Consider the following 23,404-nt stretch of genomic DNA (forward strand, 5'->3'; position numbering starts at 1 on the left):
GCTGGGCCAACGGTGATGCGCCTGCGCGCCGCAGGACCGGTCAGGCCTGCGATCCGAGACCGTTCGCAATGCCGCGCCAGGTGGTGGATGTCGGTGCCGAGGCTTGAGCGGCCCCGTTGATCAGCCGACGTCGAAGGTCGTGCCCGTCAGTTTTTCCGACCACGTCCACAGCTTCGCCGCGCGTTCGGGGTCCCGGTCGACCTTGACGGCCGTCTTCGGCACGGGATGGCCGACGCCGCCGCGGGAGGGGCCGTAGAACTGGCCGCCGGTGGCTTCCGGGTCGACGGCGGCGCGGACGGCGGGCCAGGCGCCGCGGTCCTTGCCCTGGGTGATGGGGGCGAACAGGCGCATCAGGGGCTTCGGGTCGGTGATGCCGTCGCGGCGCGGGCTGGCGCTGCCGAGGCTGAAGCCGGGGTGGGCCAGCACGCAGGAGACCTTCGAACCGGCGGCGCGCAGCCGGCGGTCGAATTCGAAGCCGAAGGACTGCACGGCGTGCTTGGACTGGGCGTAGGCGCGGAACTCGGAGTACTTGCGTTCGGTCTGCAGGTCGTCGAGGTCGAACGGCTGCAGCCGGGTGATCAGGCTGCCCATCGGGACGACGCGGGCGCCGGACGCCGTGAGCACCGGCATCGCGAGCGCGGTGAGGGCGAAGTGGCCGAGGTGGTTGGTGCCGACCGCGAGTTCGAAGCCCTGTCGCGTCGTCCGGCGTTTGCGGCCGGGGGAGGTGGAGCCGGCGTTCTCGATCAGCCCGTCCACGCGGCCCAGCCGGTTGAGTTCCTCGGCGGCCTCCGCGACGGACTCCAGGTCGGCCAGATCCAGGCGGATCGTGCTGATTTCGGCGTGGGCGTGGTGGTTCTTGATCGCCTCGGCTGCCGTTGCCAGCCGCGCCGGGGTGCGGCCGAGGATCACGACGTGCGCGCCGGCGCCGGCGAGCTGTTCGGAGATGAAGTAGCCGATCCCCGCGTTCCCGCCTGTCACGGCATAGGTGCGACCGGACAGATCGGGCAGCGCTTGGGGGTTCCAGGACACGTTCGCTCCTCGGGCTCGGGCCGCGTGCAGCTTAGCCCGGTTGATCGGGTCCGAGAGCTGCGTGGCCGGGCTTGGTACGGGCGCGGATGCCGGGAACTCCCGGTGCCCGGCATCCGATCGCCCGTCTGTGCGGCGCCGGGATCGCCGCCGAACCGAACGGTACTCAGCCGAGGAGCTTCGCGATCGTCTCGGTGATCGGTGTCGTCGGGCGGCCCAGGAGCTTCGCCAGGTCGCCCGGGGTGCCGGCGAGGCGGCCGCGGGTGATGGCGGCGTCGACGTCGACCAGGATCGTCGCCAGGAACGCCGGCACGCCGGCGCCGGTGAGGATCGCTTCGAACTTCCCACCGGGGACGGTGGTATGGACCACCGGGCGGCCGCCGAGCCGCGCGAGCTCCGCGGCGAACTCGCCGTAGCTCCACGCGGTGTCGCCGCTGAGCTCGTAGGCAGCACCGAGGTGGCCGTCGGTGCTCAGGACCGCGGCGGCGGCCCCGGCGTAGTCCTCGCGCGCCGCGGTGGCGATGCGCCCGTCGGCGGGGACGCTGTTCGCGACGGCGCCACGGGCGAGCGAGCCGGCGACGTCGGGGACCGCCATCTCGGAGTACCAGTTGTTGCGCAGGAACGTGTACGGCAGCCCCGAGTCGAGGATGCGCTGCTCGGTCGCGCGGTGGTCGTCGGCGAGGGTGAAGTCGGCGTCCGGGCCGCCGAAGACACCCGTGTACGCGAGCTGCGCGACGTCCGCGGCCTTCGCGGCCTCGATGACGGCGGCGTGCTGGCCCACGCGCTTGCCCAGCTCCGTGCCGGACACCAGCAGCACGCGGTCCCCGGCGCTGAACGCCCCGGCCAGCGTCTCGGGCCGGTCGTAGTCGCCGACGTGCACCCGCACACCCAGGTCGGCCGCCTTCTCCGCGCTGCGCGCCACGGCCGTGATCTCACCCGCGGGCACACCGGCCGCGAGGAGGTCGGCGACGACCTGCCGGCCCAGCAGCCCGGTGGCGCCGGTGATGACGATGCTCATGTTCTTCCTTCGGGTCGGTGGAACTTACGCCGCTCACCGTAGGACCGTTACTCTCTCACGGAAAGTACCCACTTCAGAGTAAGGTACTGGTGTTCGAGTAACCAGGAGGGTGACATGACCGAAGCACTACCCGAGGCGCCCAACGTCAACCGCGCGACCTGCCCGTCGCGCATCGTGCTGGAACACGTGACGAGCCGCTGGGGCATCCTCGTGCTCGGCGCCCTTCTCGAACGCTCGTACCGCTTCAGCGAGCTCCGCCGCGAAATCGGCGGCGTGAGTGAAAAAATGCTCGCCCAGACCCTCCAAACCCTCGAACGCGACGGCTTCCTCAACCGCGACGCCAAGCCCGTCATCCCACCCCGCGTCGACTACTCCCTCACCCCGATGGGTCACGAGGCCGCCGAACAGGTCCGCAGCCTGGCCCGCTGGGTCGAACGCCGGCTCCCGGCCGTCACGGACGCCCGCGACGCCTACGACGAGGCCCACGCTTCCTGACCCACGCGGCGACCGGTCGGCTCGCCGAGGTGCGGCGGTGCGAGCTGCGCGCCGGCCGGCTGGGTGCCCTCAGTCACTGCGCTGGTGCGGTGTGCTGCTGCGGTATTGGGAGGCTAGCGCGCGGGGCAGGGTTACCCGCATTTCTTGACGCGTAAGGACTCGCGCGGAGAACGGTCGCTTCGCCGGGGCGCAACGGTGCGAGCTGCGCGCTGGCCGGCTGGGTGCGCTCAGCCACCGCGCTGGTGCGGTGAGTTGCTGCGGCGCTGGGAGACCACCACGTGGTGCCGAGTCGCCCGCGCTTCGTGGCGCGTGAGGACTTGGCCGGGCGAACGGCCCCTTCACCGAGGTGTAGCGGTGCGCAGGTCGGCTGGGTGCGTTCAGCCATTGAGCAGGGGCGTGAGCTGTTGCGGGTGTCGGAAGGCCACCGCGCGCCGGATTGCTCGCGTATCTCGGGCATGAGGACCTGCCCGGCGAAGGGTCGGCGTCGCGAGGCCGCTTCACGCGACGCGGCTCCGGGTTGTCTGCGCTGTCCTGGCTCGTGAGTGCCGGAGCTTGGCCCCGGCGCTCAGGCGACGAGAGTCAGCTGGTCGGCGTGGTGCTCGTCGTCTCCGGGGGCGGCGTGGTGGTGGTGTCCGAGCCCGTCGAGGCGGACGAGTCCGAGGACGAGGGCGACGGCGTGGTGGTGGTGGTCGTCGTCGAGCTGGACGGGGGGGTCGAGTCGGCCGGAGGTGTCGAGCTGCTGGACGGCGGGGTGGAGCTGTCCGAAGACGGCGGGGTGGAGCTGTTGGCCGGTGGTGTCTGGCTGGAGTCCGACGGCGACGTGGTGCTGGTGGCCGGCGGAGTCGTCGTGGGGGAGCCCGGCGTCGTGGACGGCGGGAGCTGCGAGGGGGAGCCCGGCGGGGTGACCACCGGGGGCGGCGGCGGGACCGGGTCGCCGAGGGGGCTTCCGGCGGCGGCCGCGATGGCGCCCGGGCCCGGGGGTGCGCCGATGGGGACCTGGCTGTCCGGCAGTGGCGACACGCCGCCGCGGTAGGCGGCCGCGTAGGCCATGACCGTGTCCACATAGGACTGTGAGTTGTTGTAGCGCCGCACGGCCACGCGCTGCATCGCGTCGCTGGAGAGGTCCAGGCCGCCGGAGCACAGGTAGCGCGCCGTGGCGAGGGTTTCGTCGTAGATGTTGTTCGGGTTGGACACGCCGTCGCCGTTGCCGTCTGAGGCGTAGCCCGCCCAGGTCGACGGGATGAACTGCGTGGCACCCACGGCGCGGTCCCACAGCGCGTTGCCGTCGTACCTGCCGCCGTCGGTGTCGCGGATGGCGGCGAACGGGCCGGAACCGTCGAGCACCGGGCCGAGGATCGGCTCGAGCGTATTACCCTGCGCGTCGACGTAACCGCCGCGCGCGTGGTTGGACTCGATGCGCCCGATGGCCGCGATGAGCTGCCAGTCGAGGTGGCAGCCGGGCTGCTCGCGGGACATGATGTCGGCCGCGTTCTGGTACGCCTTGAGCATGCTGCCCGGAATCCCCAGTGGACCGGACGGCGTGGCCGAACCCGTGCTCACGTGGAAGCCCGGCACGGTCAGCGGCATCGGGGTCGGCGGCTGCGGCAGGCTGCCGTCCACGGCGACCGGCGGAAGCACGATGTTCGGCGGGAGCCAGGGCGAGGCCACCGGCGGCAGCGAGGTGCCCTCGGCCGTGGGAGCCGGGGCGGCGGCGAGCGGAGTGGGCAGACCCGACGCGGCCATCGTCGGCAGCACCACGAGCGCGCCACCCGCGAGGGCGGCCGCCGCCTTGCCGCGCACAGACTTCCGGCGTGGCCGGTGTTTCGCCATCGTCGCTCCCCGTATCGCCTTTCGGACCCTCTCTTCCGTCAAGCTAGTCGAAGACGGCCGCCTTTTGTGAGTGCCTGCGCCAAATCTGTCGGGACGGCGAGGTCTTGTCCATCCACGCTAAATCCGTAGTTGGCCGATCGGACATTTTCACCGGGGTTTAACAGGAGGTGCGGATCGGTTTTTTGCCGACTGCGCCGAATGGAGTAATCGCGCGAAGCACCGGGCCAGTGGATCACTGCCGTACGCGCCGAATGCCGGGATCGGTTCGTAGCCTTCTCGCTGGTAGAAACGGATCGCGTCCGGCTGGCGGACACCGGTTTCCAGCAGCAGCCGCGTGATGCCGCGCGACACGGCCTCCTCTTCGAGCGCCCGTAACAACGCCGTCGACACGCCGGTGCCGCGCGAGGCCGGCACCACGTACATCCGTTTGATCTCCGCCTCGTCCGGCCCGAGTAGCCGCAGGCCACCGCAGCCGACCGCGGTGCGGTCGGACCACGCGATGACAAAAACGGCCATACTTTCGGCGGTGGGCGCCGGACCGGCTTCGTGGTCGCTGGTCGCGTACCGGGTGTCCAATTCGGCCCGTTGTGCCGCCCGCAGCGCCACCGCCTCCGGCGCGTCCCACTCCGAACGCAGGATCTCGATCACCGGCACTCCCAAAATTTCACGCGTGGTTTCGGAACAAGTGTTACCGTAACCGATGTTACGGAAAGGAGGCCCGCGTGCCAAGACAGCGTGACGTCGATGCCCAGCGCGAGCTGCTCTCCGGCGCGGTGTGGCAGGTGCTGGCCGCCGACGGGCTGCCCGGCCTCACCGTGCGCGCCGTCGCCGAGCGCGCGGGCTGCACCACGGGCCTGGTCATGCACGCGTTCCCGACCAAGCGCGCCCTGCTCCTGCACGCCCGCGACCTGCTGCACCAGCGCACCGCCGAACGCGCCGACGCCACCGAAGCCACCGGCGGCCCACCCACCTCGGTGCTGCGCGACGTCCTCTGCCACGCCGCCACCCTCACCGACGAAGCCGCCGACGAGGCCCGCGTCTGGGTCGGCTTCCTCGCCGCCGCCCTGGCCGACCCCGAACTGGCCGACCGCCACCGCGCGCACAACCGCTCGTTCGTCACCCGCGTGACGCGCCTCGTGGGCGCCTGCCGCCCCCGCTGGGCCCACCCCCGCCGCGAACGCACCGCGAAACGCCTCATCGCCCTGGTCGAAGGCCTCAACGCCCTCACTGCCGCCGACCCCACCACCTACCCACCGGCGATCCACCGCGACGCGATCGCCGCCGCACTGCGCGAGCTCGACAACTGACCGGGGCGCGGGCCGAGCCGCCGCCGCGTTGCGCGAGCTGGAAGCCGGCTGGTCAGGCCGTCGGCCCGAGCTGCGTGGGGTTGGGGGTCCGAACCGCTGCCGGGTTGGATGCGGCCACCCGCTCGAATCACCACCGCGCCGCGCGAGCTCGAAAACCGATCAGGCCATGGACATTGCCGTTGCCGGGTTGCGCGAGGCTGCGGGTTCGAACCACCGCCGTGTTTCGTGTGCTGGAAATTGCTGGTCAGCCGCTCAGCCGAGTCGGCGCCGGGGTGAGGCCGCCCGCTCGACCCGCCGCCGCGCTGCGCGAGCGCGATCACTGATCAGGCCGCGGGCCGAGCCGGCACAGGGGTGAGGCTGCCAGGCCGAGCCGCTGCCGCGTTGCGCGAGTCGGAAACCAGCGGGTCAGGCCGCCGGCCCGAATCGCCGTCGGTATTCCGACGGGCTCAGTCCCGTGTGGCGCCGCAGCTGGGCTCGCAGGTTGGCGGCCGTGCCGAAGCCGCAGTCGGTGGCGACGCGGTCGAGGCGCAGTTCGCCGCGTTCGAGCAGGCGGCAGGCGAGGCTCACGCGCTCCGTCGTCAGCCAGGCCAGGGGTGTCGTGCCCAGTTCGCCGCGGAAGCGTCGGTGCAGTGTCGCCTGGCTGGTCGCGGCGTGTGCGGCCAGGTCCGCGACGGTCAGGGCCCGGTCGAGGTTCCCGCGGGCCCACTCCAGCACCGGCGCGAGCGAGGCGTCCGGCACGACGGGCACCGGCCGTTCCACGAACTGCTGCTGGCCGCCGTCGCGGTGGCCGGGGAAGACGAGCCGCCGGCTGACGGCGTTGGCGATCTCGGCGCCGTGGTCGCGCTGGATCACGTACAGGCCCAGGTCCATCGCCGCCGCGCTGCCCGCCGCCGTCAGAACCGTGCCTTCGTCGACGAACAGGACGTCGGGCTCCAGCCGCACGTCGGGGTAGCGCGCGGTGAACTCGGCCGCCCAGCGCCAGTGCGTCGTCGCGCGCAGCCCGTCGAGCACGCCCGCCTCGGCCAGCGTGAACGCGCCCGTGCAGAAGCTCATCAGCCGTGCCCGGCGCGCGTGCGCCCGCCGGATCGCGGACAGCACCGCGGCGTCCGCCGGCACGTGCGGGTCCGGCCGGTTCGGCACGATCACCGTGTTCGCCTCGTCGACCGCGTCGAGCCCCGCGACGCCCGAGAGCGTGAACATCCCCAGGTGCATGCCCACGCGCTCGTGCGCCGAGGCGAGCGCGAACTCGTACCACTCCCGCCCGAGCTCCGGGCGGCGCAGGCCGAACAGCTCCGTCGCGACGCCCATCTCGAACGGGTTCGAGCCGTCGTCCACGACCATCACCACACGGTGCGAGGATCCTTGCGACATGTGCTATTCCTAGCACTCCCGGCGGCCGGGCGACAGGACGACGATCGATCGCATGAACCAGCCCATCGATCTGCAGACCGTGCTCGACGGCTTCGACGCCGTGTGGAGCCCGCGCATCGTCGCGAACATCAACGACTACGACGTCCGCCTCGCCCGCTTCTCCGGCGAGCACGTGTGGCACGTCCACGAGAACACCGACGAGTTCTTCCTGGTCCTCGACGGCGAGATCGCGATCGGCCTGCGCGAACCCGCCGGCGAGCGCGTGGTCACGCTGGGCCGGGGCGAGGTGTTCGTGGTGCCGCGCGGGACGTTCCACAAGCCGTCTTCGAAGGAGGGCGCGGCCGTGCTGCTGGTGGAGCCCGCGGGCACGCTCTCGGTCGGCGACGAGCACGACGAGGTGCCCGCCCATGTGGACGTGACCGTCGGCCACCGCGTGGAAATCGCCTGATCACAGCTTCCAACAGCTGAGTTTCAGACTGAGACGGCGTACTCTCCCGTCCATGAAACGGACTTCCTTCGCGCAGTGGCCGTGCTCCATCGCGCGGACCATGGATCTGCTCGGGGACTGGTGGACGCCGCTCGTGCTGCGCGACGCGTTCTACGGCGTCACGCGCTTCGACGAGTTCCAGCAGGCGCTCGGCATCGCGCGCAACACCCTCGCCGACCGGCTGCGCCGGCTGGTCGACGAGGGTCTGCTGGAGAAGGTGGCGTACCAGACCGAGCCGGTGCGCTACGACTACCTGCTCACCGATAAGGGCAAGGACTTCTTCGGGGTCCTCATCGCGATGACGGCGTGGGGGGACCGCTGGCTCGCCGGTGAGGCCGGCCCGCCGATCACGACGCACCACGAGAAGTGCGGCCACGACACGCACGCCGAGGTCGTCTGCGCGCACTGCGGCGAGCCGCTCACGGCCGAGGAAACGCGGATGCGCCGCGGCCCCGGCTTCCCCGAGAAGATCGCGCACCGGCCCGACGTCGAGGCGCGCTTCGCGAAGCAGGAAGCCGCGGGCTGAGGCGCCCCTCGCGTTGACACGAGGGTCTCACTACGAAACTATCGTGGTCAGAGGCACCTTGACGGTCGAAGCTGAGGAGGCGCACCACGATGGAGTGGACCGGCGCGCGGTACGCGGACAAGCCCACGGCCGAGGCGGCCACGTGGATCGACGGCACTCCCGAGGCGGTGTGGCCGTTCGTGTCCGACGTGCAGCGCATGCCCGAGATGAGCTCGGAGCTCCAGCGCGTCGAGTGGTGCGGCGGGGCGACCGGCCCGAAGCTCGGCGGCTCCTTCGTCGGCTACAGCAAGCACGACGCGCTCGGCGAGTGGTCGACGACGTCGTTCATCGTCGAGTACGAGGAGCCGCGCGTGTTCGCGTGGGCGGTGGCGGACCCGGAGACGCCCACGGCGACCTGGCGCTTCACGCTCGAACCCGAGAACGGCGGCACGAAGCTCACGCAGTGGATGCAGATGGGGCCGGCGCGGTCGGGCCTGTCGTTCGCCATCGACCGCATGCCGGACAAGGAGCAGAAGATCGTTTTCGTGCGCATGCGCGAGTTCGAGAACGCGATGATCGCCACCGTCGCGGCGATCAAGGACCGCGTCGAGGCGGCGCGCTGATGCGCACCGCGACCACGATCGAAGGCTCCGGCGGCTGGGCGGAGACGCTGGAGTTCGTGCTGGAGGCTGAAAAACTCGGCCTCGACGTGTGCTGGGTCGCGGAAGCGTGGGGTTCCGACGCGCCGTCGGTGCTCGGCTTCCTCGCCGGGCGCACTTCGCGGCTGCAGCTCGGCTCCGGGATCATGCAGGTCGGCGTGCGCACGCCCGTCGCGGTGGCGCAGGCGGCGCTGACGCTCGCCGACATGTCCGGCGGCCGGTTCTCCCTCGGCCTCGGCCCCAGCGGGCCGCAGGTGATGGAGGGGCTGCACGGCGTGCCGTTCGCGAAACCGCTCACGCGGATGCGCGAGACGGTGGAAATCGTGCGCAGCGCGTTCGCGGGGGAGAAGATTTCGTTCTCCGGCAAGGCTTTCGAGATCCCACTGCCGGGCGAGGCGCGGCCGATGCGGCTGTCGTCCAAGCCCAACGAGGACATCCCCATCTACCTGGCGACGCTGTCGCCGAAGATGCTGGAGCTCACCGGCGAAGTCGCCGACGGCTGGCTCGGCACCAGCTTCGTGCCCGAAGGTGCTTCGGCGTACTTCAGCCACCTCGATGCCGGTCTCGCGAAGTCCGGCCGCGTGCGCGGTGACCTCGACGTGTGCCAGGGTGCGGAAGTCGCGTTCGCTTCCGACGAGGACGAGCTGCGCACGATGGTGGGCTCTCGGAAGAAGGAACTCGCGTTTTCCTTGGGCGGCATGGGTTCCGCGAGCACCAACTTCTACAACGACGCCTACAGCCGCCAGGGTTGGGCCGACGTCGCCGCAGAGGTCCGCGACCGCTGGCAGTCCGGCGACCGCGACGGCGCCGCGTCCCTGGTGACGGACGAGATGGTGCTGGGCACCACGCTCATCGGCACCGAGGACATGGTCCGCGCCCGGCTGCGCGTCTGGCGCGACGCCGGCGTCGACACGGTCCGCCTCTACCCGTCAGGCGATTCGCTCGACGCTCGGTTGTCGACGCTCGGCCGTGCGCTGGACCTGGTGCGGCAAGTGGGTTGATCGTCCGGTTCGTCTGCGCGACCCCGGCCGTCTCCGGGATAGTGGGGCTCCCCGAACGAGGAGCCCTCCGATGCGCAAGATCGTGTCCACGTTGTTCGTGTCACTCGACGGCGTCGTCGAGGCGCCGGACCGCTGGTCGCTGTCGCACTGGACACCCGAGCTCGAACGCGTCGTCGGCGCCGGCCTGTCCGACGCCGACGCGATGCTGCTGGGCCGCGTGACCTACGAGGGCTTCGCCGAAGCGTGGCCCGGCCGCACGGACGACCCGGGCGCGGAGTTCATGAACAACGTCCGCAAATACGTCGCGTCCACCACCCTCACCGCCGTGGGCTGGCAGCACAGCACGCTCCTGCCACGCGACCTCGAACCCGCGCTCCGCGACCTCAAAGCCGGCACCGGCGGCACCATCCTCACCAGCGGCAGCGCGACACTCGTGCGCTGGCTGCTCACGCGCGGCCTCGTCGACGAGCTGGTCCTGCTGCAACACCCCGTCGTCGTCGGCGCCGGCCGCCGGCTGTTCCCGGCCGACGGCCCGCGCCTGGACTTCGCGCTGGAACGGTCGAAGGTGTTCGGCAACGGCGTGGTGCAGCTCGTCTACCGTCCTGCCGAGCCCCGCGGCTAGTTCACCTGGCGGTCCTGGCCTTCCCAGAACGGCTTGCGCAGCTTGAACTTCTGGATCTTGCCCGTCGCGGTGCGGGGGAGCTCGTCGAGGAAGTCCACGCGCTTCGGGCATTTGTAACCGGCCAGGTGCCCGCGGCAGTGCGTGATCAGGCCCTCGGCGGTCACGGGGGTGCCGTCGGTGACGACGAGGGCCGTGACGAGCTCGCCCCACTTCGTGTCCGGGATGCCGATCACGGCGGCCTCGCGCACGGCCGGGTGGGAGTTCAGGGCGTCTTCCACCTCGATGGACGACACGTTCTCGCCGCCGGTGATGATCACGTCCTTCTTGCGGTCGGCGATGGAGAGGTAACCGTCTTCGAAGCGGCCGCCGTCGCCGGTGTGGAACCAGTTGCCCTCCTGCACGCGGGCGGTTTCGTCCGGGTTCTCCCAGTAGCCGTCGAGGTTCATGTTCGACTGGACGAGCACCTCGCCGTCGGTGTCGATCGACACGCGCACGCCCAGCGCCGGCGCACCCGCGCGGCCCAGGAGCTTGGCCTGCTCGTGGGCGTCGAGGCCCGCCCACTCGGAGCGGAAGCGGTTGACCGTGAGCAGCGGCGACGTCTCGGTGAGGCCGTAGATCTGGATGAACTCCCAGCCCAGCTCGGCGCGCACGCGTTCGATCGTGCGGGTGGGCGGCGGCGCGCCCGCCACGACGATCCGCACGCGGTCGCGGCCGGGAATCTCGCCGTCCCACTTCGCGGCGCCGTCGAGCGCCGCGGTGACCACGGCGGGGGCGGCGCACATGATCGTGACGCCGTGTTCCTCGACGCGGCGGAGGATCTCGGTGCCGTCGACCTTGCGCAGCACGATGTGGCGCGCGCCGAGGCCGGTGACTCCGTAGGGCATGCCCCAGCCGTTGGCGTGGAACATCGGGAGGGTGTGCAGCAGCACGTCGTTGTCGTTCAGCGTGGTGTGCAAGGCGAACGTGGTGGCGTTGAGCCAGAGGTTGCGGTGGGTCAGCTGCACGCCCTTGGGCCGCGCTGTGGTGCCCGAGGTGTAGTTGAGCGTGGCGGTGGCCGATTCGTCGGGCGTCCACGGCCGCGGTTCGCCGTCGCCGCCGAAGATCTGCTCGTCGTGCTCGCCGAGCACGAACACGTGCTTCGCGGTGACGGAGTCCAGCAGCGGTTTGAGCTCCGGGTCGATCATCACGACGTCGGCGCCCGAGTGCTCCACGATGTAGCGCACCTCCGCCGGCGCGAGGCGGAAGTTCACCGGCACCAGAATGCGGCCCCAGCCGGAAACCCCGAAGAACGACGTGAGCAGCCGCGCCGAGTTGTGCGAGACGATCGCGACCCGGCCGCCGACGGGCACGCCGAGCGCGTCGAGGTTCGCGGCCTGCGCACGGGCGCGGCGGGCCAGCTCGCGGTAGGTGATCGCGCCCCACGAGGCCGCGGGCTGGTCGGGTTCGTCCACCACCGCGAACCGGTCCGGGTACACCGTTTCCGCGCGGTCGAGGAAATCGCGGACAGCGAGGTCGTAGAACACGTGCCGATCCCTTCGCGTCGAACGGGCAGCGCTGCCCGTGCGGCGATGATGCCTTCGCGGTGACCACCCGGCCACCCCACAAAGAGGGTGCTCAGCCGAGCAGGCCGGCCGCGCGGGCCCGGTTCACCGCCTGGATCCGGTTGCTGACGTCGAGCTTGCGCATGGCGTGCTTGAGGTACGACTTGACCGTGTTGGGCAGCAGCCCGAGCCGCTCGGAGATCTCGTCGTTGGTGCAGCCTTCGGCCACGAGCCGCAGCACGTCGAGCTCGCGCGGCGACAGCGTGATCCCCGGCGGTGCTTCGGCCGGACGCAGGCGTTCGCACACTTCGAGCAGCCGCGCCCGGGCCTCGTCGTCGTGCATCGAACCGGCGATCGCGAGGAGCTCGGCGTGCAGGTCGTGGTGCTCGCCCGCCTGCGGCGTCGCAACACGGCGCCGGACTTCCTCCTCCACCTCGATGTCCCGCTCCAGCCGCGCGACGACGGCGCTCGCCGCGCGCAGGATCCGGTCGCCGAAGGTGATCGAGTCGCGAGTCGCCGCGTACAGCACCGCGCGTGTCGACGCGCCCACGCGCACCGGCAGCGCGACCATCGCCCGCAGCTGCTCCGGCGCGACGGCGCGGTCGTACTTGTGCGTGATGCCCTGCGCGTTGAGGTAGTCGATGACCGTCGACGGCCGCCCGAGCGCCACGGCCTTGCCGCCCAGCCCGGCGCCGGTGTCGACGCGCAGGTGCTGCAGCGAGCCCGTGGCCGTGCCGCGCAGCTGGTCGATCACGAGCGTCCGCGACCCCGCCGACACGGGCCCGCCCATCGTGACCGGCAGCCCGGTCACGCGCTGGAGCGCCTGCAGTGCGCCGGCGACCAGGGGGCTGGCCGCCAGCGCGAGCCTGCCCGATGGCGTCATGGGCACCGTCCCTGGACCTGTCTCGCGTGACCTGCGGCTTTCGGCTTTGCCGAGGCGTCCACCGTACGTGATGCGTCGCGTTCGGACTACCGGTGTGGTTCCGTGGTGCGGTGGATTTCGACACCGTCGCCGATGACCTCTACGCGGGCGAGCCCGCGTCCTTCGTCGCGTCCCGCACCGCCGCGGCCCGGGCGGCCAAGAGCGAGGGCGACGCCGAGCTCGCCCGCCGCATCCAGGCGCTGCGCAAGCCGACGACCGCCGCCTTCTTCGTCAACCGCTTGGCCCGCGACGGCTCTCCGGCGCTTGCCGAGCTGTCCGACCTGGGCGACCGGCTGCGCGCCGCCCACGCAAGCCTCGCCGGCGACCAGCTGCGCGAGCTGGCGCAACGGCGGGCCGAACTGGTGCGCTCCGTGCTGCGCGACGCGCCGGACCTGAGCGACTCCGTCGCGCGCGAGGTCGAGGAGACCCTGGAGACGGTCGTGGCAGACCCGGCCGTCGCACGGCTCGTCCTCGCCGGACGGCTGACGTCGGTGGCGCACCAGGATGCGGACCAGTGGCTGTCGTTGCCGGCTTCTTCGTCGGCCTCGGCGAAGAAGAAGCCAGCTGCAGCGCTGGTTCCGGCTCCGTCTCCGTCTCGCGCGAAAAAACCCGCTCCGGCAAAGGAAAACCCCCGCCGCAAACAGGCCGACGAAAAGGCCGCCCGCGAAAAGTCCGAAAAGGACCGCGCCACGCAGGAACGCGAACGCGCCGCCCGCGAAGAATGGCAACGCAAGGCCTCCGCCGCCACCCGCGAACGCGCCGAAGCCTCCCGCACCCTCGTCCGCACCGAACGCATCGCCGAACAGGCCGACGCCCGCCTGTCCGAACTACGCGCCCGCCTGGCCGACGCCGAAGACCGCGCCGCCCGCGCCGCCGCCGACCTCACGGCCGCCCGCGCCGCCTTCGACAAGGCCGACGAGGCCGTGCAGCAGTTCACTCACAAGAGCACTTCGGCGAGCCGCCGGTAGCCGGTCAACGGGTCCGGCCCCAGCACGTGGACCCCGACGTGGTCGGCGCCGGCGTTGAGGTGTTCGGCCAGCCGGGTGTGGATGGCGGCGGGGGTGCCGTGGAGGACGAGGTCGTCGATGAGGCGGTCGCTGCCCTCGCCGGCCACGTCGGCGTCGGTGTAGCCGAGGCGGCGCAGGTTGTTCACGTAGTTGCGCAGGCCGAGGTAGGGCTTGTGCACGAACGGGCGCCCGACCGCACGGGCCGCCACGGGGTCGTCGTCGACCACGACCTTGTGCTCGGGTGCCAGCAGTGTGTTCGGGCCGAGGATCGCCCGCGCGTGCTCGGTGTGCTGGGGCACGACGAGGTACGGGTGCGCGCCGCGCGTGCGCGTGGCGGCGAGTTCGAGCGAACGGTCCCCCAAGGCCGCGAGCACGCGGGCTTCGGCGGGCACACCCTCGGCGTCGAGCCGGTCGAGATAAGTGATCATCTTCTGGTGCGGGCTCTGGTACGTCGTGATCGACTCGGGGTGCCCGACTCCGACGCCGAGCAGGAACCGCTCCCCGTGGCGTTCGGCGAGGCGGTGGTAGGACTCGGCGATACGGCCGGCGTCGTTGGTCCACATGTTCACGATCGCGGTGGCGACGGTGATCCGGTCGGTGGCATCCAAGACTTCCTCGAAATAGGCCAAGTCCTCGACGGAGCTCGCGCCGATGCCGAACCACACCGTGGTGTAGCCCAGTTTTTCGGCTTCCACGGCCAGTTTCTTGCGGGTCTCGTCGTCGGTGGCGGGGCTCATCCACGCGCCGTACCTGCCGAGTGCTGCGGGCATGCCGGATCCTCCTCTACGTTTGTTATGTAGAGGACTGTAGCAAATATAGCGATCTCAGGACGCCAGGCGGCCCAGCCACTCACGCAGCATGGTCTGCTCGACAGGCGTCAGCTGGTCGCTCTGCTCGTCCAGCGCCGTCGAGAGAGCGACGGCCAGCACACCGACACTCGACCCCGCGTCGGCGGGCGCGTCGGTGATCAGCCTGGCCAGCAGGGCTTCGCGGACTTGGTGGGACATCTCCAGGTCGCGGGCGTCTTCGGGCTGGGCGATGAGGCTGAGCGTGACGCCGGAGTTGGCGGCCGCGATCTGCTGCGCGGCCTCGGCGGGGGCCACGCGCAGGCGGCCCTGGCGGGCGGCGCGCGTGAGCAGCTCCAGCAGCATCGCCTCGGCACTGGAGGTGAGGGTGCAGGGGACACCGGGCTCGATCTGGCCGTAGAGCAGCAGGTAGAAGGCGGGGTGGGCGAGGCCGTAATCCACATGGCGGTCCCAGCCCTCGCGGATCTGCTCGACCGGATCGGCGTCCGCGCGGTTTTTGTCGGTGCTCTCCACATACTGGGTGAAGCCGAAGTTGACCACCGCGTCGAGCAGTCCCTGTTTGCTGCCGAAGTGGTGGTACAGCGTCGGCGCCTGCACGCCGGCCCGCTCGCAGATCGCGCGGGTCGACACCGGTCCGCCGGCCGCCGCGTCGAGCAGCTGGGCCGCTGCCAGGAGCAGCCGGTCCTTGGCGCTGGTGTTCTGGATGGGCATGTAACGAATGTAGCGCTTGACGAAGGGGAGAAGCGGATGCCGCTGGCCGACGAGATGCTCAACGACGGCGTCGTCAGGGGGTTGGTCGCCTCGATGGAGGCGGCGGCGCCCGGTGTCGCCTTCGGGGAGCTTCGCCGGGTCCGCCTGGGTGGGCTCGGGCTGCGGCAGCGCACGGACGCCGTGCGCGACGCACTGCTGGCCGACCTGCCGGGCGGCTACCCCGAGCTCGAAGACGTCGTGCAGCGGGCGCTGGCTGACGAGTCCTTCTCCGGCTGGATGATCTGGCCCGTCTCGGAGGCGGCTTCGGCGCGGGCTCTGCAGGACGGTGGGCCGGAAGCCTTCGACGCCGCGCTGGATCTGCTCGCGGCCCTGACACCACGGCTCACGGCGGAGTTCGCCATCCGCCCGCTGCTCGACGCCGATCTCGACCGCGCCCTGCCGAAGGTGCTGGCCTGGACCTCCGACCCGTCCGAGCACGTCCGCCGCCTGGCGTCGGAGGGCACGCGGCCGCTGCTGCCGTGGGCGCGCCGGGTGGGGGCGATCACCGCCCGGCCGGGCGTCACGGCGCCGATCCTCGACGCGCTGCACGGCGACTCGTCGGCGTACGTGCGGCGCTCGGTCGCCAACCACCTCAACGACGTGAGCCGCGCGCGCCCCGAGGTCGCGGTGGCGGCCGCGGGCCGGTGGCTGGGCGATTCCGGTGGCAAGCAGACGCAGCAGCTCGTCCGCCACGGCCTGCGCACCCTGATCAAACAGGGCGACCCGGGTGCGCTGGCGCTCCTCGGCTTCGGTCCTCCTGACGGCATCACCTTCGAAGGCCCGCTGTTGTCGGCGCCCTCGGTGTCCATCGGCGACGAACTGGGCTTCACCGGCACCCTGCGCAACACCGGCGACTCACCGGCGAACCTGGTCGTCGACTACGTCGTGCACCACCGCAAAGCCAACGGCACCACCACGCCGAAGGTCTTCAAGCTCACCACCCGCGTCCTCGACCCGGGTGCCGAGCTGCTCCTGGACCGCACCCACTCGTTCCGCGTCATCACCACCCGCGTCTACCACCCGGGCGCGCACGCGCTGGAGATCCAGGTGAACGGAACCTCGCTAGGGAAGGCGGATTTCGAATTGCTGACGTGAAGCGAAGGCTCCACTGTGGACTGATTCAGTGGAGCAGATACCGCAGCATCAACGTCCCGTCGTCCTCCAGGACCGAGGCCAGCCGGAGCCGCGCGGGATCGATGGTGTCGCCGAAGGCCGCGCGGGTGGCGTGGCCCGCGACGAGAAAGGGCGAGATCGTCAGGCGGAGCTCGTCGACGGCGTCGGCGGCCAGGAGGGACGCGAAGAGGCGCGGGCCGCCCTCGCAGTCGATGCGGGTCAGCCCGCGGGAAGCGAGAGTGGCGACGGCGGCATTGAGGTCGACGGCGTCCGTGCCGGCGACGAGCACGTCGGCGCCCGCGGCGGTCCAAGCGGCGCGCAAGTCGGGGTCGGTGCCGGCGTGCGTGATGACGATGGTGGGCACGAGCGCTTGGGTGATCACCGGGGCGTCCGGGCGCAGCGAGCCGCCGCCGGTGACGACGGCGACCGGCGGGATCGGCGCGAGGCCGTGGCGGCGGCGCCGGTCGGCGGAGTGCTCGTCGGGGCGCAAGCCCTGAAAGCCCTCGATCAGGGCGGTGCCCGCGCCGACGAGGACGACGTCGGCGAGGTCGTTGCCGAGGCGGTAGATCACGCGGTCTGCCGGCGTGGACAGCGAGGCCGAACGACCTTCGACGGTCACGGCACCGTCGGCGCTCGACACGAAGTTCACCGCGAGCCACTTGCCGGGCGCCGGGTACGCGTACAGCGCCTCCAGGTCGGCCTCGGCCAGGTCGCGCACGTCCGGGAAGATCTCGCGCATCAAACCGACCGCACCACGTGCGCGGGCGGGCGCGTGCCCACGATGCTGGCCACCATCTCCGCCACCTGCCGTGTCTCCGTGACCTGGTGGGCCCGGAACATCGCGGCCCCGTGCAGCGCCGCGACGGCCGTGGCCGCGAGCGTGCCGATCACGCGCTCGCCGACGGGCACGTCGAGCGTCTCGCCGATCACGTCCTTGTTCGACAGCGCCATCAGCACCGGCCAGCCCGTGTCCACGAGCGCCTGCGTGTGCCGCATCAGCTCCAGCGACTGGTAGGAGTTCTTGCCGAAGTCGATGCAGGGGTCGATCATGATCCCCTCGCGCGGCACCCCGCGCTCCAGCGCGCGCTTCGCGAGGTCCGTGGTGCCGTCGATCACGGCGCCCACCACGTCGTCGTAGTGCGGCTTCGCGGCTTCGGTGCGTGGCGTGAGGCCGTTGGTGTGGGAGCAGATGTACCCCGCGCCGTGCTGGGCCGCGACGTCGAGGATCTCGGGCTCGAAGGCCGCCCAGTTGTCGTTCACGATGTCGGCGCCGGCGCGGCAGACGGCGTCCGCGACCTCGGCGCGATAGGTGTCGACACTGATCACGAGGTCCGGGAACGTCTCGCGCGCCCACTCGACGGTCGGCACCACGCGGGCGATCTCCTCCGCCGTGGTGACCTCGGGGCCCTTGCCGGCCGGCACGCCGCCGATGTCGATGAGGTCCGCGCCCTCGGCGCACGCGCGGCGGATGGCGTCCTGCGCGCGGGTCTCGAGGTAGGTCGCACCGTTGTCGTAGAACGAATCGGGGGTGCGGTTGACGATGGCCATCACCAGCGCGCGATCGCTGGTGAGGCGGCGGCCTCGAAAGACGAGGTCGGGCGTGTGCATGGCTTCTCCCGTACCGGAACGTCGGTTGCCGCGATCATAGGCGAGCGCACGACGGTGATACGGCGGGCAGGTGGCGGGCAACACCGCCGAAGGCCACCTGCTCCCGGGCCGGCGACTTCAGGAGGCGAGCGCCTCGTTGATGGCGTGGAATTCGTGGGAGGTGCGAGTGGCGGAGAATTCGATCACGGTGTAATGCGCGAGGTGCTGGACGACGAGCGGGTCGGTGGCGAGCACGGCGTCCAGCTTGCCGCGCACGCACGGGCGGGTCAGGATGACCTGGTCGTGCTCGGTGTCCCCTTTTCCGGAAACCAGGAACAATCCGCGGGAGAAGTGCGTGCGCAACCACTCCGCGTGTTCTGCCAGTGCGTAGTCGACTTCGTTTCGAGGCGCCGTGTAGGCGAGCAAGGCTATGTACATGTCTTCAGGGTAGAACTCACCCAGGGCAATCGCATCCTCCTGCCGAGTGGCGACGCCCACGCGTTATCCCGGAATTGCAATGGGTTCTTTACGTGCTCTTTTTTCGCGTTTTCCCAGTGGACGGTGTACGTAAATCTGCGTACGCGGGTGTCGACACCGAGCCGACGACAAAACGTTGTCACAGCACCAAACTGACGTCATGACTCAGCCGGTGATGGACGCCGTGAGCCGCATCTGGCGGGACGGCAGGCGCGTGGAACGCGTCGCGTACGTGGTGGGGGCGGCGCTCTTCGCGAGCGGCGTCGTGAACGCGGTGGTGCTGCTCGCCAGCGGCGGCACGTGGCTCGGGCCGGTGTCGCTGCGCAAGGCGGTCACGTTCGGGTTGTCGTTCGGTCTCACGCTGGCGTCGGTGGCGTGGGCGACGTCGTACCTCACGCTGCGGCCGCGGGCGCGGGCCGGCTTGCTGGGCGCGTTCCTCGTGGCGTGCGTGGCGGAGGTCGTGCTCGTGACCATGCAGGCGTGGCGAGGGGTCCCGTCGCACTTCAACTTCGAGACCGGCTTCGACACGGTGGTGTCGATGTCGCTCGCGGCCGGCGGCGGCGTGATCGTGCTGACGGCGCTGGGCTTCACGGCCGCGGCTTTCCGTTCGCCGGGCAGCATGGCGCCGAGCATGCTGGTCGCCGTGCGCTTCGGCCTGCTGGTGCTGATGGTCGCCCTCGCCACCGGCGCGGTGATGATCGCCCGCGGCGTCGTCGAGGCCAGGGGCGGGTCACCCGAGCTGGCCTACACGACCGCGGGTTCCCTGAAACCCCTGCACGCCGTGGCGATGCACGCGATCCTCGTGCTGCCCGGGCTGGCGTGGCTGCTGCGCTTCACCGCGTTGCCCGAGGCGGCTCGCCTGCGCGTCGTCTGGCTCGCCGTGGCCGCCGACGCCGTGCTCACCGCGGTGATCGGCATCGAGGCCTTCGCGGGAATTCCGCCCTTCGGTGCGCCTTGGTTCTTACTGGCGCTCTCGGCCTCGGCCTCTCTCGTTCTGGGCGGCAGCGTTGTTTTTTCGTTAATTCGCGCGAAAAGCACTGCCGGCTATTTCAGTGCGAGTAATCCCTGAACCGCGTCGACGAGCGTCCGCCGCCTCCCCGCGCGGGCGCTCGGCAGGTGCGGCCCGAGTTCCGGGTTGGTGCTGTGCCACGCCGCGGAAAGCGCTTGGATCAGCACGAGCAGCTGCACGGGCGAAAAATGCCCGGGGATCTCGCCTTCGCGTTGCGCCCGCCCGATTTCCCCCAGCCGGACGTCGTTGGCCTCGGTGATGGCCGCGAGGTGCTCGGCCTCCGACCGCTCGAGCCGGTACCAGGTCGAGAGCCGCAACGTCTCCGGATGCTCGTCGAAGTAGTCGAACGCCCGCCCGGTGTACCCTGCGAGATCCCCGGCGTCGAACGGCACCGCCTCGAAGAACGCCCCCGTCCGCTCGTCGAACGCGGCGTCGAACAGTCCCTCCTTGCTGCCGAAGTACGAGTAGATCATCGCCTTGTTGCACCCGGCCGCGGCGGCGATCCGGTCCACCCGCGCCCCCGCGATCCCGTACTGCGCGAACTCGCCGATGGCGGCTTCGAGCAGCCGTTGCTTGGTCTGTTCCGCGTCGCGCGCCATCCGGCGAGGATACCAACCAACTGGTCGGTGGGTTGGGAGTTGGTCGGCCATGTCACGCGCTACCGTCGACTCATGGCAGGAATCGTCGTGATCGGGGCGGGGCCGGGAATCGGGGCGGCGGTCGCGCGGCGGTTCGCGCGGGAGGGGTTCGCCGTGGCGGCGGTGGCGCGGCGGCGCAAGGACCTGGGGATCGACGCCGTGACCCACCTGGCCGACGTGGGGGACGAGGAGTCCCTGCGCCACGCGCTCGACGCGGTGACCGAGGACCAGGGGCTGCCCGACGTCGTGGTCTACAACGCCGCGGCCATCCGCAGGGACACGCCGGGGGAGCTCGACGCGGAGGAGCACCTCGGGCTGTGGCGAGTCAACGTCGTCGGCGCCTACACCGCCGCCGCCCACCTCGCGCCGAAGATGGCCGCGCGCGGCCACGGAACGTTCCTCACCACCGGCGGCATGCCCGAGCCGAAAGCGGCCTACACCAGCCTCTCGCTGGGCAAAGCCGGCCTCCGCGCGGTGACGGCGCTGTTCGCCGAGCAGTACCCCACGCTGCACTTCGCCACGGTCACCGTCGGCGGCACCGTGGCGAAGGGCACGGCCTTCGATCCGGACGTCGTCGCCGAGCACTACTGGCGGCTGCACACCCAGCGCGTCTGGGAGCGGGAAGTGCTGATCACGACCAACCCCAGTCCTGCGTGAAGCAGCCCGCCAGATAAAGATCCACCCGGTCCGCGAACCGCCCCAGATCCCGCCCGGTCAGTTCCGAAATGCGCGAGATCCGGTACCGCAGCGTGTTCACGTGCAGGTGCAGCGCCCCGGAGGTCTGGGTCCACGAGCCGGAATGCTCCAGAAAAGCCTTCAACGTCGCCAGAAGTTCCGAGCCGTGGGCGGCGTCGTACGCCAGCGCCGGGCCCAGCACCTTCTCGCCGAAAGAGCGCCGCAGGTCATCGGGCACGGCGGCGAGCAGCAGGAGGTGTGACGCCACCTCGTCGCCCGCCAGTACGGCGGCGCGGCCCGGCGAGAGGGCGGCCAGCGTGCGGGCGTGGCGCGCCTCCTGGAGGCCAGAGCGCAGGCCGCCCGCATCGGGCGCGCGGCTGAGGCCCACGGACAGGCGGGCGGAGCCCAGCGCCGGTTCGACCGCGCGGACGGACTCGCGCAGCGTCTCGGCGAGGCGGCCGAGGCGGTCGTGCGCCGGGAACAGGCCGAAGGTCTCGCCGTCGACGGTGGCCACCAGCGTGGGGGCGGGGACCGAAGCCAGCAGCTCCTCCACGAACACCTGGGTGAGGCCCGGGCCGCCGCCGTCGACTGCGGCCGAGAGGGTCACGACCTGGGCGGACGGGGGGAACTCCAGCGCCGCGAGCCGCGCGGACAGCGAAGCCGGAGAAGCGTCGTCGGAGAGGGCCAAGCGCAGCAGCGGCTCGGCCGCCCGGTTCTCGATGCGTTTGGCCTCGTCGACGCGGGAACGCTCCAGCCCGATCAACGGCGCCAGTTCCAAAGCGAGGTCACGTCGCGCAGGAGCCCAACGGCCGATGTCGCCGGAAGCCACCAGGAACCAGCTCGCCACGCGGTGGCCTGAGCGGCTGGCGGCGGCCAGGAGCGTGACGGGACCGTCGTCGCCGGGCACGGTCAGCGGGAGGCGTTCCGCGCGCAGGAACCGGCGGGCCAAGGCGGCCCGGCGCGCGTCGGAGGGCGTCGAACCCGTGCCGGCGATCAGCCGCCCGGTCGCGCTCAGCACCCAGCAGTCCACGCCGAGCTCGGCAGCGCCCGCGGAAACCAACGCCGGCAGCCCGTCACCGCTGGTCACGGCTGCGACGAGGCGCCGGTGCGAGTCGTGTGCGGGCGCGGAGCGTTCGGCGGCCAGGCCCAGGACCACGCGCTCGGTCACTGTCGCGAAGGACACCGACAGCGGCACTTCGAACAGCGGCAGCCCGACCCGCCGGCACGACTCCACGAGGTGCTCGGGCACGGGCCCGCCGACCTCCGCCGTCCCGGCACCCAGCGCGACCACGCCGGCCGCCGCGAGCACGCCGACGAACTCCTCGGCCTCGGCGGGCCCGGGCAGCCAGCGCATGCCGCACAGCACGATCTCGCCGCCGCTGAGGTAACGCGTCGGGTCCTGCAGCGTCGCCTGGAAAACGCGCCCGAACTCGCGGTCCAGCGCCGACTCGCCGGTGAGCAGGGTCAGCCCGAGCTCCGGCGTGTCCAGCAGCGCACCCAGCCGCACGCGGCACCTCCTTCCCGGCTCAAGTAGCGCACACGCCGGGGCGGCCGTCGTTTGGAGGAACCTACGAAAAACCACCCTCGACGCCCACCCGGTTTCGGTGGATCTGCCGTGGTCCGCGCCACGTCACGGCGTGTGTACTGGCCGACGAGCGAAGGGAAGGAACACCATGGCGATCGTTCTGGGCGACAACCGCTACGGAAAGGCGGAGAACCGGGTCGTGCGCGTCGACCGCGACGGCGACGAGCACCGGATCACCGACCTCAACGTCAGCGTTTCGCTGTCCGGCGACATGAGCGACACCCACCTCACCGGCGCCAACGACAAGGTGCTGGCCACCGACACGCAGAAGAACACGGTGTTCGCGTTCGCCCGCGACGGCGTCGGCGAGATCGAGGACTACGCGCTGCGCCTCGCGCGCCACTTCGTCTCCACGCAGGAGAGCATCCACGGCGCCCGCGTGCGCGTGGAGTCGTACCCCTGGCAGCGGCTGACGGTCGGCGGGCAGCCCGCCCACCACTCGTTCGCGCGCTCGGGCGGCGGCACGCGCACCACGACCGTGCACTACGACGGCGAGCGGGCCTGGGTGCTCGGCGGTGTCGAGGACCTCACGGTGCTCAACACCACCGGCTCGGAGTTCTGGGGCTTCCCGCGTGACAGCTACACGACGCTGCCGGAGGCCAAGGACCGCATCCTCGCCACGGCCGTCAACGCGAGCTGGCGCTTCGCCGGCGAAGACGTGGACTGGGCCGGCGCGTACGACACGGCCCTGGCCTCGCTGCTCGACGCTTTCGGCGGAACGCACAGCCAGTCGCTGCAGCAGACGCTCTACGCGATGGGGTCGCGCGTGCTCGAGACCGTGCCCGAGATCGTGGAGGTACGGCTGTCGCTGCCGAACAAGCACCACTTCCTCACCGACCTGTCGCCGTTCGGCCTCGACAACCCCGGTGAGGTCTTCCACGCCGCCGACCGGCCCTACGGGCTGATCGAGGGCACCGTGCTGCGCGACGACGCGCCGCCCGCCGGGCCGGCCTGGTCCTGAGACGGAGGCTCA

26 protein-coding genes are annotated in these 23,404 nt (G+C 71.3%); 12 read left to right on the forward strand and 14 right to left on the reverse strand.

All coding sequences use genetic code 11. The features are described 5' to 3' along the window. Positions 1 to 120: 120 nt before the first annotated feature. Both ACFY1H_RS15675 and ACFY1H_RS15680 read right to left on the reverse strand, forming a co-directional pair. On the reverse strand, positions 121 to 1,029 hold the full coding sequence (locus ACFY1H_RS15675) for an SDR family NAD(P)-dependent oxidoreductase (protein WP_386947042.1): 909 nt from the start codon (positions 1,027 to 1,029) through the stop codon (positions 121 to 123). A 163-nt stretch (positions 1,030 to 1,192) separates the two neighbouring features. Beyond that, entirely contained in the window at positions 1,193 to 2,044 is an 852-nt protein-coding gene (locus ACFY1H_RS15680) for an NAD(P)H-binding protein (protein WP_386947044.1), read from the reverse strand. A gap of 114 nt (positions 2,045 to 2,158) precedes the next feature. Between ACFY1H_RS15680 and ACFY1H_RS15685 the strand changes: the two genes are divergently transcribed. After that, complete coding sequence (locus ACFY1H_RS15685; protein ID WP_386947046.1) at positions 2,159 to 2,539, forward strand: winged helix-turn-helix transcriptional regulator; 381 nt, start codon at positions 2,159 to 2,161, stop codon at positions 2,537 to 2,539. A 579-nt stretch (positions 2,540 to 3,118) separates the two neighbouring features. Here ACFY1H_RS15685 and ACFY1H_RS15690 read toward each other — a convergent pair. Continuing rightward, positions 3,119 to 4,369 carry a lytic murein transglycosylase gene (locus ACFY1H_RS15690; protein ID WP_366583003.1) on the reverse strand — a complete coding sequence of 417 codons (1,251 nt, stop codon included), beginning with the start codon at positions 4,367 to 4,369 and terminating at the stop codon, positions 3,119 to 3,121. Between the two features lie 147 nt (positions 4,370 to 4,516). Then, the gene (locus ACFY1H_RS15695) at positions 4,517 to 5,017 is read right to left on the reverse strand and encodes a GNAT family N-acetyltransferase (protein ID WP_386947048.1); all 501 of its coding nucleotides are present in this window, start codon (positions 5,015 to 5,017) and stop codon (positions 4,517 to 4,519) included. Positions 5,018 to 5,091: 74 nt separating this feature from the next. On the opposite strand from ACFY1H_RS15695, the gene ACFY1H_RS15700 reads away from it, so the two are divergent. Beyond that, entirely contained in the window at positions 5,092 to 5,676 is a 585-nt protein-coding gene (locus tag ACFY1H_RS15700) for a TetR/AcrR family transcriptional regulator (protein ID WP_366583005.1), read from the forward strand. Between the two features lie 405 nt (positions 5,677 to 6,081). Here ACFY1H_RS15700 and ACFY1H_RS15705 read toward each other — a convergent pair whose 3' ends face one another. Beyond that, positions 6,082 to 7,047 carry a helix-turn-helix domain-containing protein gene (locus ACFY1H_RS15705; RefSeq protein WP_386947051.1) on the reverse strand — a complete coding sequence of 322 codons (966 nt, stop codon included), beginning with the start codon at positions 7,045 to 7,047 and terminating at the stop codon, positions 6,082 to 6,084. A gap of 52 nt (positions 7,048 to 7,099) precedes the next feature. On the opposite strand from ACFY1H_RS15705, the gene ACFY1H_RS15710 reads away from it, so the two are divergent. The 5 genes from ACFY1H_RS15710 to ACFY1H_RS15730 all read left to right on the forward strand — a co-directional run bounded on the left by ACFY1H_RS15710 (position 7,100) and on the right by ACFY1H_RS15730 (position 10,321). Beyond that, positions 7,100 to 7,495, forward strand: coding sequence for a cupin domain-containing protein (locus tag ACFY1H_RS15710; RefSeq protein ID WP_366583007.1), 396 nt, complete (start codon positions 7,100 to 7,102; stop codon positions 7,493 to 7,495). Positions 7,496 to 7,547: 52 nt separating this feature from the next. Next, positions 7,548 to 8,060 carry a winged helix-turn-helix transcriptional regulator gene (locus ACFY1H_RS15715; protein WP_386947052.1) on the forward strand — a complete coding sequence of 171 codons (513 nt, stop codon included), beginning with the start codon at positions 7,548 to 7,550 and terminating at the stop codon, positions 8,058 to 8,060. A gap of 89 nt (positions 8,061 to 8,149) precedes the next feature. Next, on the forward strand, positions 8,150 to 8,662 hold the full coding sequence (locus ACFY1H_RS15720) for an SRPBCC family protein (RefSeq protein ID WP_366583009.1): 513 nt from the start codon (positions 8,150 to 8,152) through the stop codon (positions 8,660 to 8,662). Next, positions 8,662 to 9,699, forward strand: a complete 1,038-nt coding sequence (locus tag ACFY1H_RS15725) for an LLM class flavin-dependent oxidoreductase (protein WP_386947054.1) — start codon at positions 8,662 to 8,664, stop codon at positions 9,697 to 9,699. Before ACFY1H_RS15720 ends, ACFY1H_RS15725 begins: the two co-directional genes overlap by 1 nt. Positions 9,700 to 9,769: 70 nt before the next feature. Then, the gene (locus tag ACFY1H_RS15730; RefSeq protein ID WP_366583011.1) at positions 9,770 to 10,321 is read left to right on the forward strand and encodes a dihydrofolate reductase family protein; all 552 of its coding nucleotides are present in this window, start codon (positions 9,770 to 9,772) and stop codon (positions 10,319 to 10,321) included. Here ACFY1H_RS15730 and ACFY1H_RS15735 read toward each other — a convergent pair. Continuing rightward, entirely contained in the window at positions 10,318 to 11,844 is a 1,527-nt protein-coding gene (locus tag ACFY1H_RS15735; protein WP_386947057.1) for an AMP-binding protein, read from the reverse strand. The genes ACFY1H_RS15730 and ACFY1H_RS15735 overlap by 4 nt on opposite strands. Before the next feature lie 91 nt (positions 11,845 to 11,935). Then, positions 11,936 to 12,745 carry a helix-turn-helix transcriptional regulator gene (locus ACFY1H_RS15740; RefSeq protein WP_366583013.1) on the reverse strand — a complete coding sequence of 270 codons (810 nt, stop codon included), beginning with the start codon at positions 12,743 to 12,745 and terminating at the stop codon, positions 11,936 to 11,938. Positions 12,746 to 12,855: 110 nt separating this feature from the next. On the opposite strand from ACFY1H_RS15740, the gene ACFY1H_RS15745 reads away from it, so the two are divergent. Continuing rightward, entirely contained in the window at positions 12,856 to 13,752 is an 897-nt protein-coding gene (locus ACFY1H_RS15745) for a hypothetical protein (RefSeq protein WP_366583014.1), read from the forward strand. Here the strand turns inward: ACFY1H_RS15745 and ACFY1H_RS15750 are convergent. Together ACFY1H_RS15750 and ACFY1H_RS15755 are read right to left on the reverse strand one after the other, a co-directional pair. Further along, the gene (locus tag ACFY1H_RS15750; RefSeq protein WP_386947059.1) at positions 13,722 to 14,561 is read right to left on the reverse strand and encodes an LLM class F420-dependent oxidoreductase; all 840 of its coding nucleotides are present in this window, start codon (positions 14,559 to 14,561) and stop codon (positions 13,722 to 13,724) included. The two genes, ACFY1H_RS15745 and ACFY1H_RS15750, sit on opposite strands and share 31 nt — an antisense overlap. Before the next feature lie 54 nt (positions 14,562 to 14,615). After that, positions 14,616 to 15,308 carry a TetR/AcrR family transcriptional regulator gene (locus tag ACFY1H_RS15755; protein ID WP_386947061.1) on the reverse strand — a complete coding sequence of 231 codons (693 nt, stop codon included), beginning with the start codon at positions 15,306 to 15,308 and terminating at the stop codon, positions 14,616 to 14,618. 36 nt (positions 15,309 to 15,344) lie between these two features. Here ACFY1H_RS15755 and ACFY1H_RS15760 point away from each other — a divergent pair, with 36 nt between their 5' ends. Beyond that, the gene (locus ACFY1H_RS15760) at positions 15,345 to 16,442 is read left to right on the forward strand and encodes a DNA alkylation repair protein (protein WP_386947063.1); all 1,098 of its coding nucleotides are present in this window, start codon (positions 15,345 to 15,347) and stop codon (positions 16,440 to 16,442) included. 25 nt (positions 16,443 to 16,467) lie between these two features. Here ACFY1H_RS15760 and ACFY1H_RS15765 read toward each other — a convergent pair whose 3' ends face one another. The 3 genes from ACFY1H_RS15765 to ACFY1H_RS15775 all read right to left on the reverse strand — a co-directional run bounded on the left by ACFY1H_RS15765 (position 16,468) and on the right by ACFY1H_RS15775 (position 18,485). Further along, complete coding sequence (locus ACFY1H_RS15765; RefSeq protein ID WP_386947065.1) at positions 16,468 to 17,199, reverse strand: pyrimidine reductase family protein; 732 nt, start codon at positions 17,197 to 17,199, stop codon at positions 16,468 to 16,470. Next, on the reverse strand, positions 17,199 to 18,068 hold the full coding sequence (gene folP, locus ACFY1H_RS15770) for a dihydropteroate synthase (protein ID WP_366583019.1): 870 nt from the start codon (positions 18,066 to 18,068) through the stop codon (positions 17,199 to 17,201). Before folP ends, ACFY1H_RS15765 begins: the two co-directional genes overlap by 1 nt. A 117-nt stretch (positions 18,069 to 18,185) precedes the next feature. Then, entirely contained in the window at positions 18,186 to 18,485 is a 300-nt protein-coding gene (locus ACFY1H_RS15775) for a hypothetical protein (protein ID WP_366583020.1), read from the reverse strand. 214 nt (positions 18,486 to 18,699) lie between these two features. On the opposite strand from ACFY1H_RS15775, the gene ACFY1H_RS15780 reads away from it, so the two are divergent. Then, positions 18,700 to 19,593 carry a hypothetical protein gene (locus tag ACFY1H_RS15780; RefSeq protein WP_386947906.1) on the forward strand — a complete coding sequence of 298 codons (894 nt, stop codon included), beginning with the start codon at positions 18,700 to 18,702 and terminating at the stop codon, positions 19,591 to 19,593. Here ACFY1H_RS15780 and ACFY1H_RS15785 read toward each other — a convergent pair. Then, positions 19,569 to 20,132, reverse strand: coding sequence for a TetR family transcriptional regulator (locus tag ACFY1H_RS15785; protein ID WP_366583021.1), 564 nt, complete (start codon positions 20,130 to 20,132; stop codon positions 19,569 to 19,571). The genes ACFY1H_RS15780 and ACFY1H_RS15785 overlap by 25 nt on opposite strands. Positions 20,133 to 20,204: 72 nt before the next feature. Here ACFY1H_RS15785 and ACFY1H_RS15790 point away from each other — a divergent pair, with 72 nt between their 5' ends. Continuing rightward, positions 20,205 to 20,828 (forward strand): SDR family NAD(P)-dependent oxidoreductase, encoded by a 624-nt coding sequence (locus tag ACFY1H_RS15790; protein WP_386947067.1) that lies wholly within the window; start codon positions 20,205 to 20,207, stop codon positions 20,826 to 20,828. Here the strand turns inward: ACFY1H_RS15790 and ACFY1H_RS15795 are convergent. Then, complete coding sequence (locus ACFY1H_RS15795) at positions 20,803 to 22,353, reverse strand: helix-turn-helix domain-containing protein (protein ID WP_386947069.1); 1,551 nt, start codon at positions 22,351 to 22,353, stop codon at positions 20,803 to 20,805. The genes ACFY1H_RS15790 and ACFY1H_RS15795 overlap by 26 nt on opposite strands. Positions 22,354 to 22,519: 166 nt before the next feature. Between ACFY1H_RS15795 and pucL the strand changes: the two genes are divergently transcribed. Further along, entirely contained in the window at positions 22,520 to 23,392 is an 873-nt protein-coding gene (pucL, locus tag ACFY1H_RS15800) for a factor-independent urate hydroxylase (RefSeq protein WP_386947071.1), read from the forward strand. Positions 23,393 to 23,404: the final 12 nt, after the last annotated feature.

It is taken from the genome of Amycolatopsis sp. NPDC001319, assembly GCF_042896185.1.
Taxonomy (GTDB): Bacteria; Actinomycetota; Actinomycetes; order Mycobacteriales; family Pseudonocardiaceae; genus Amycolatopsis.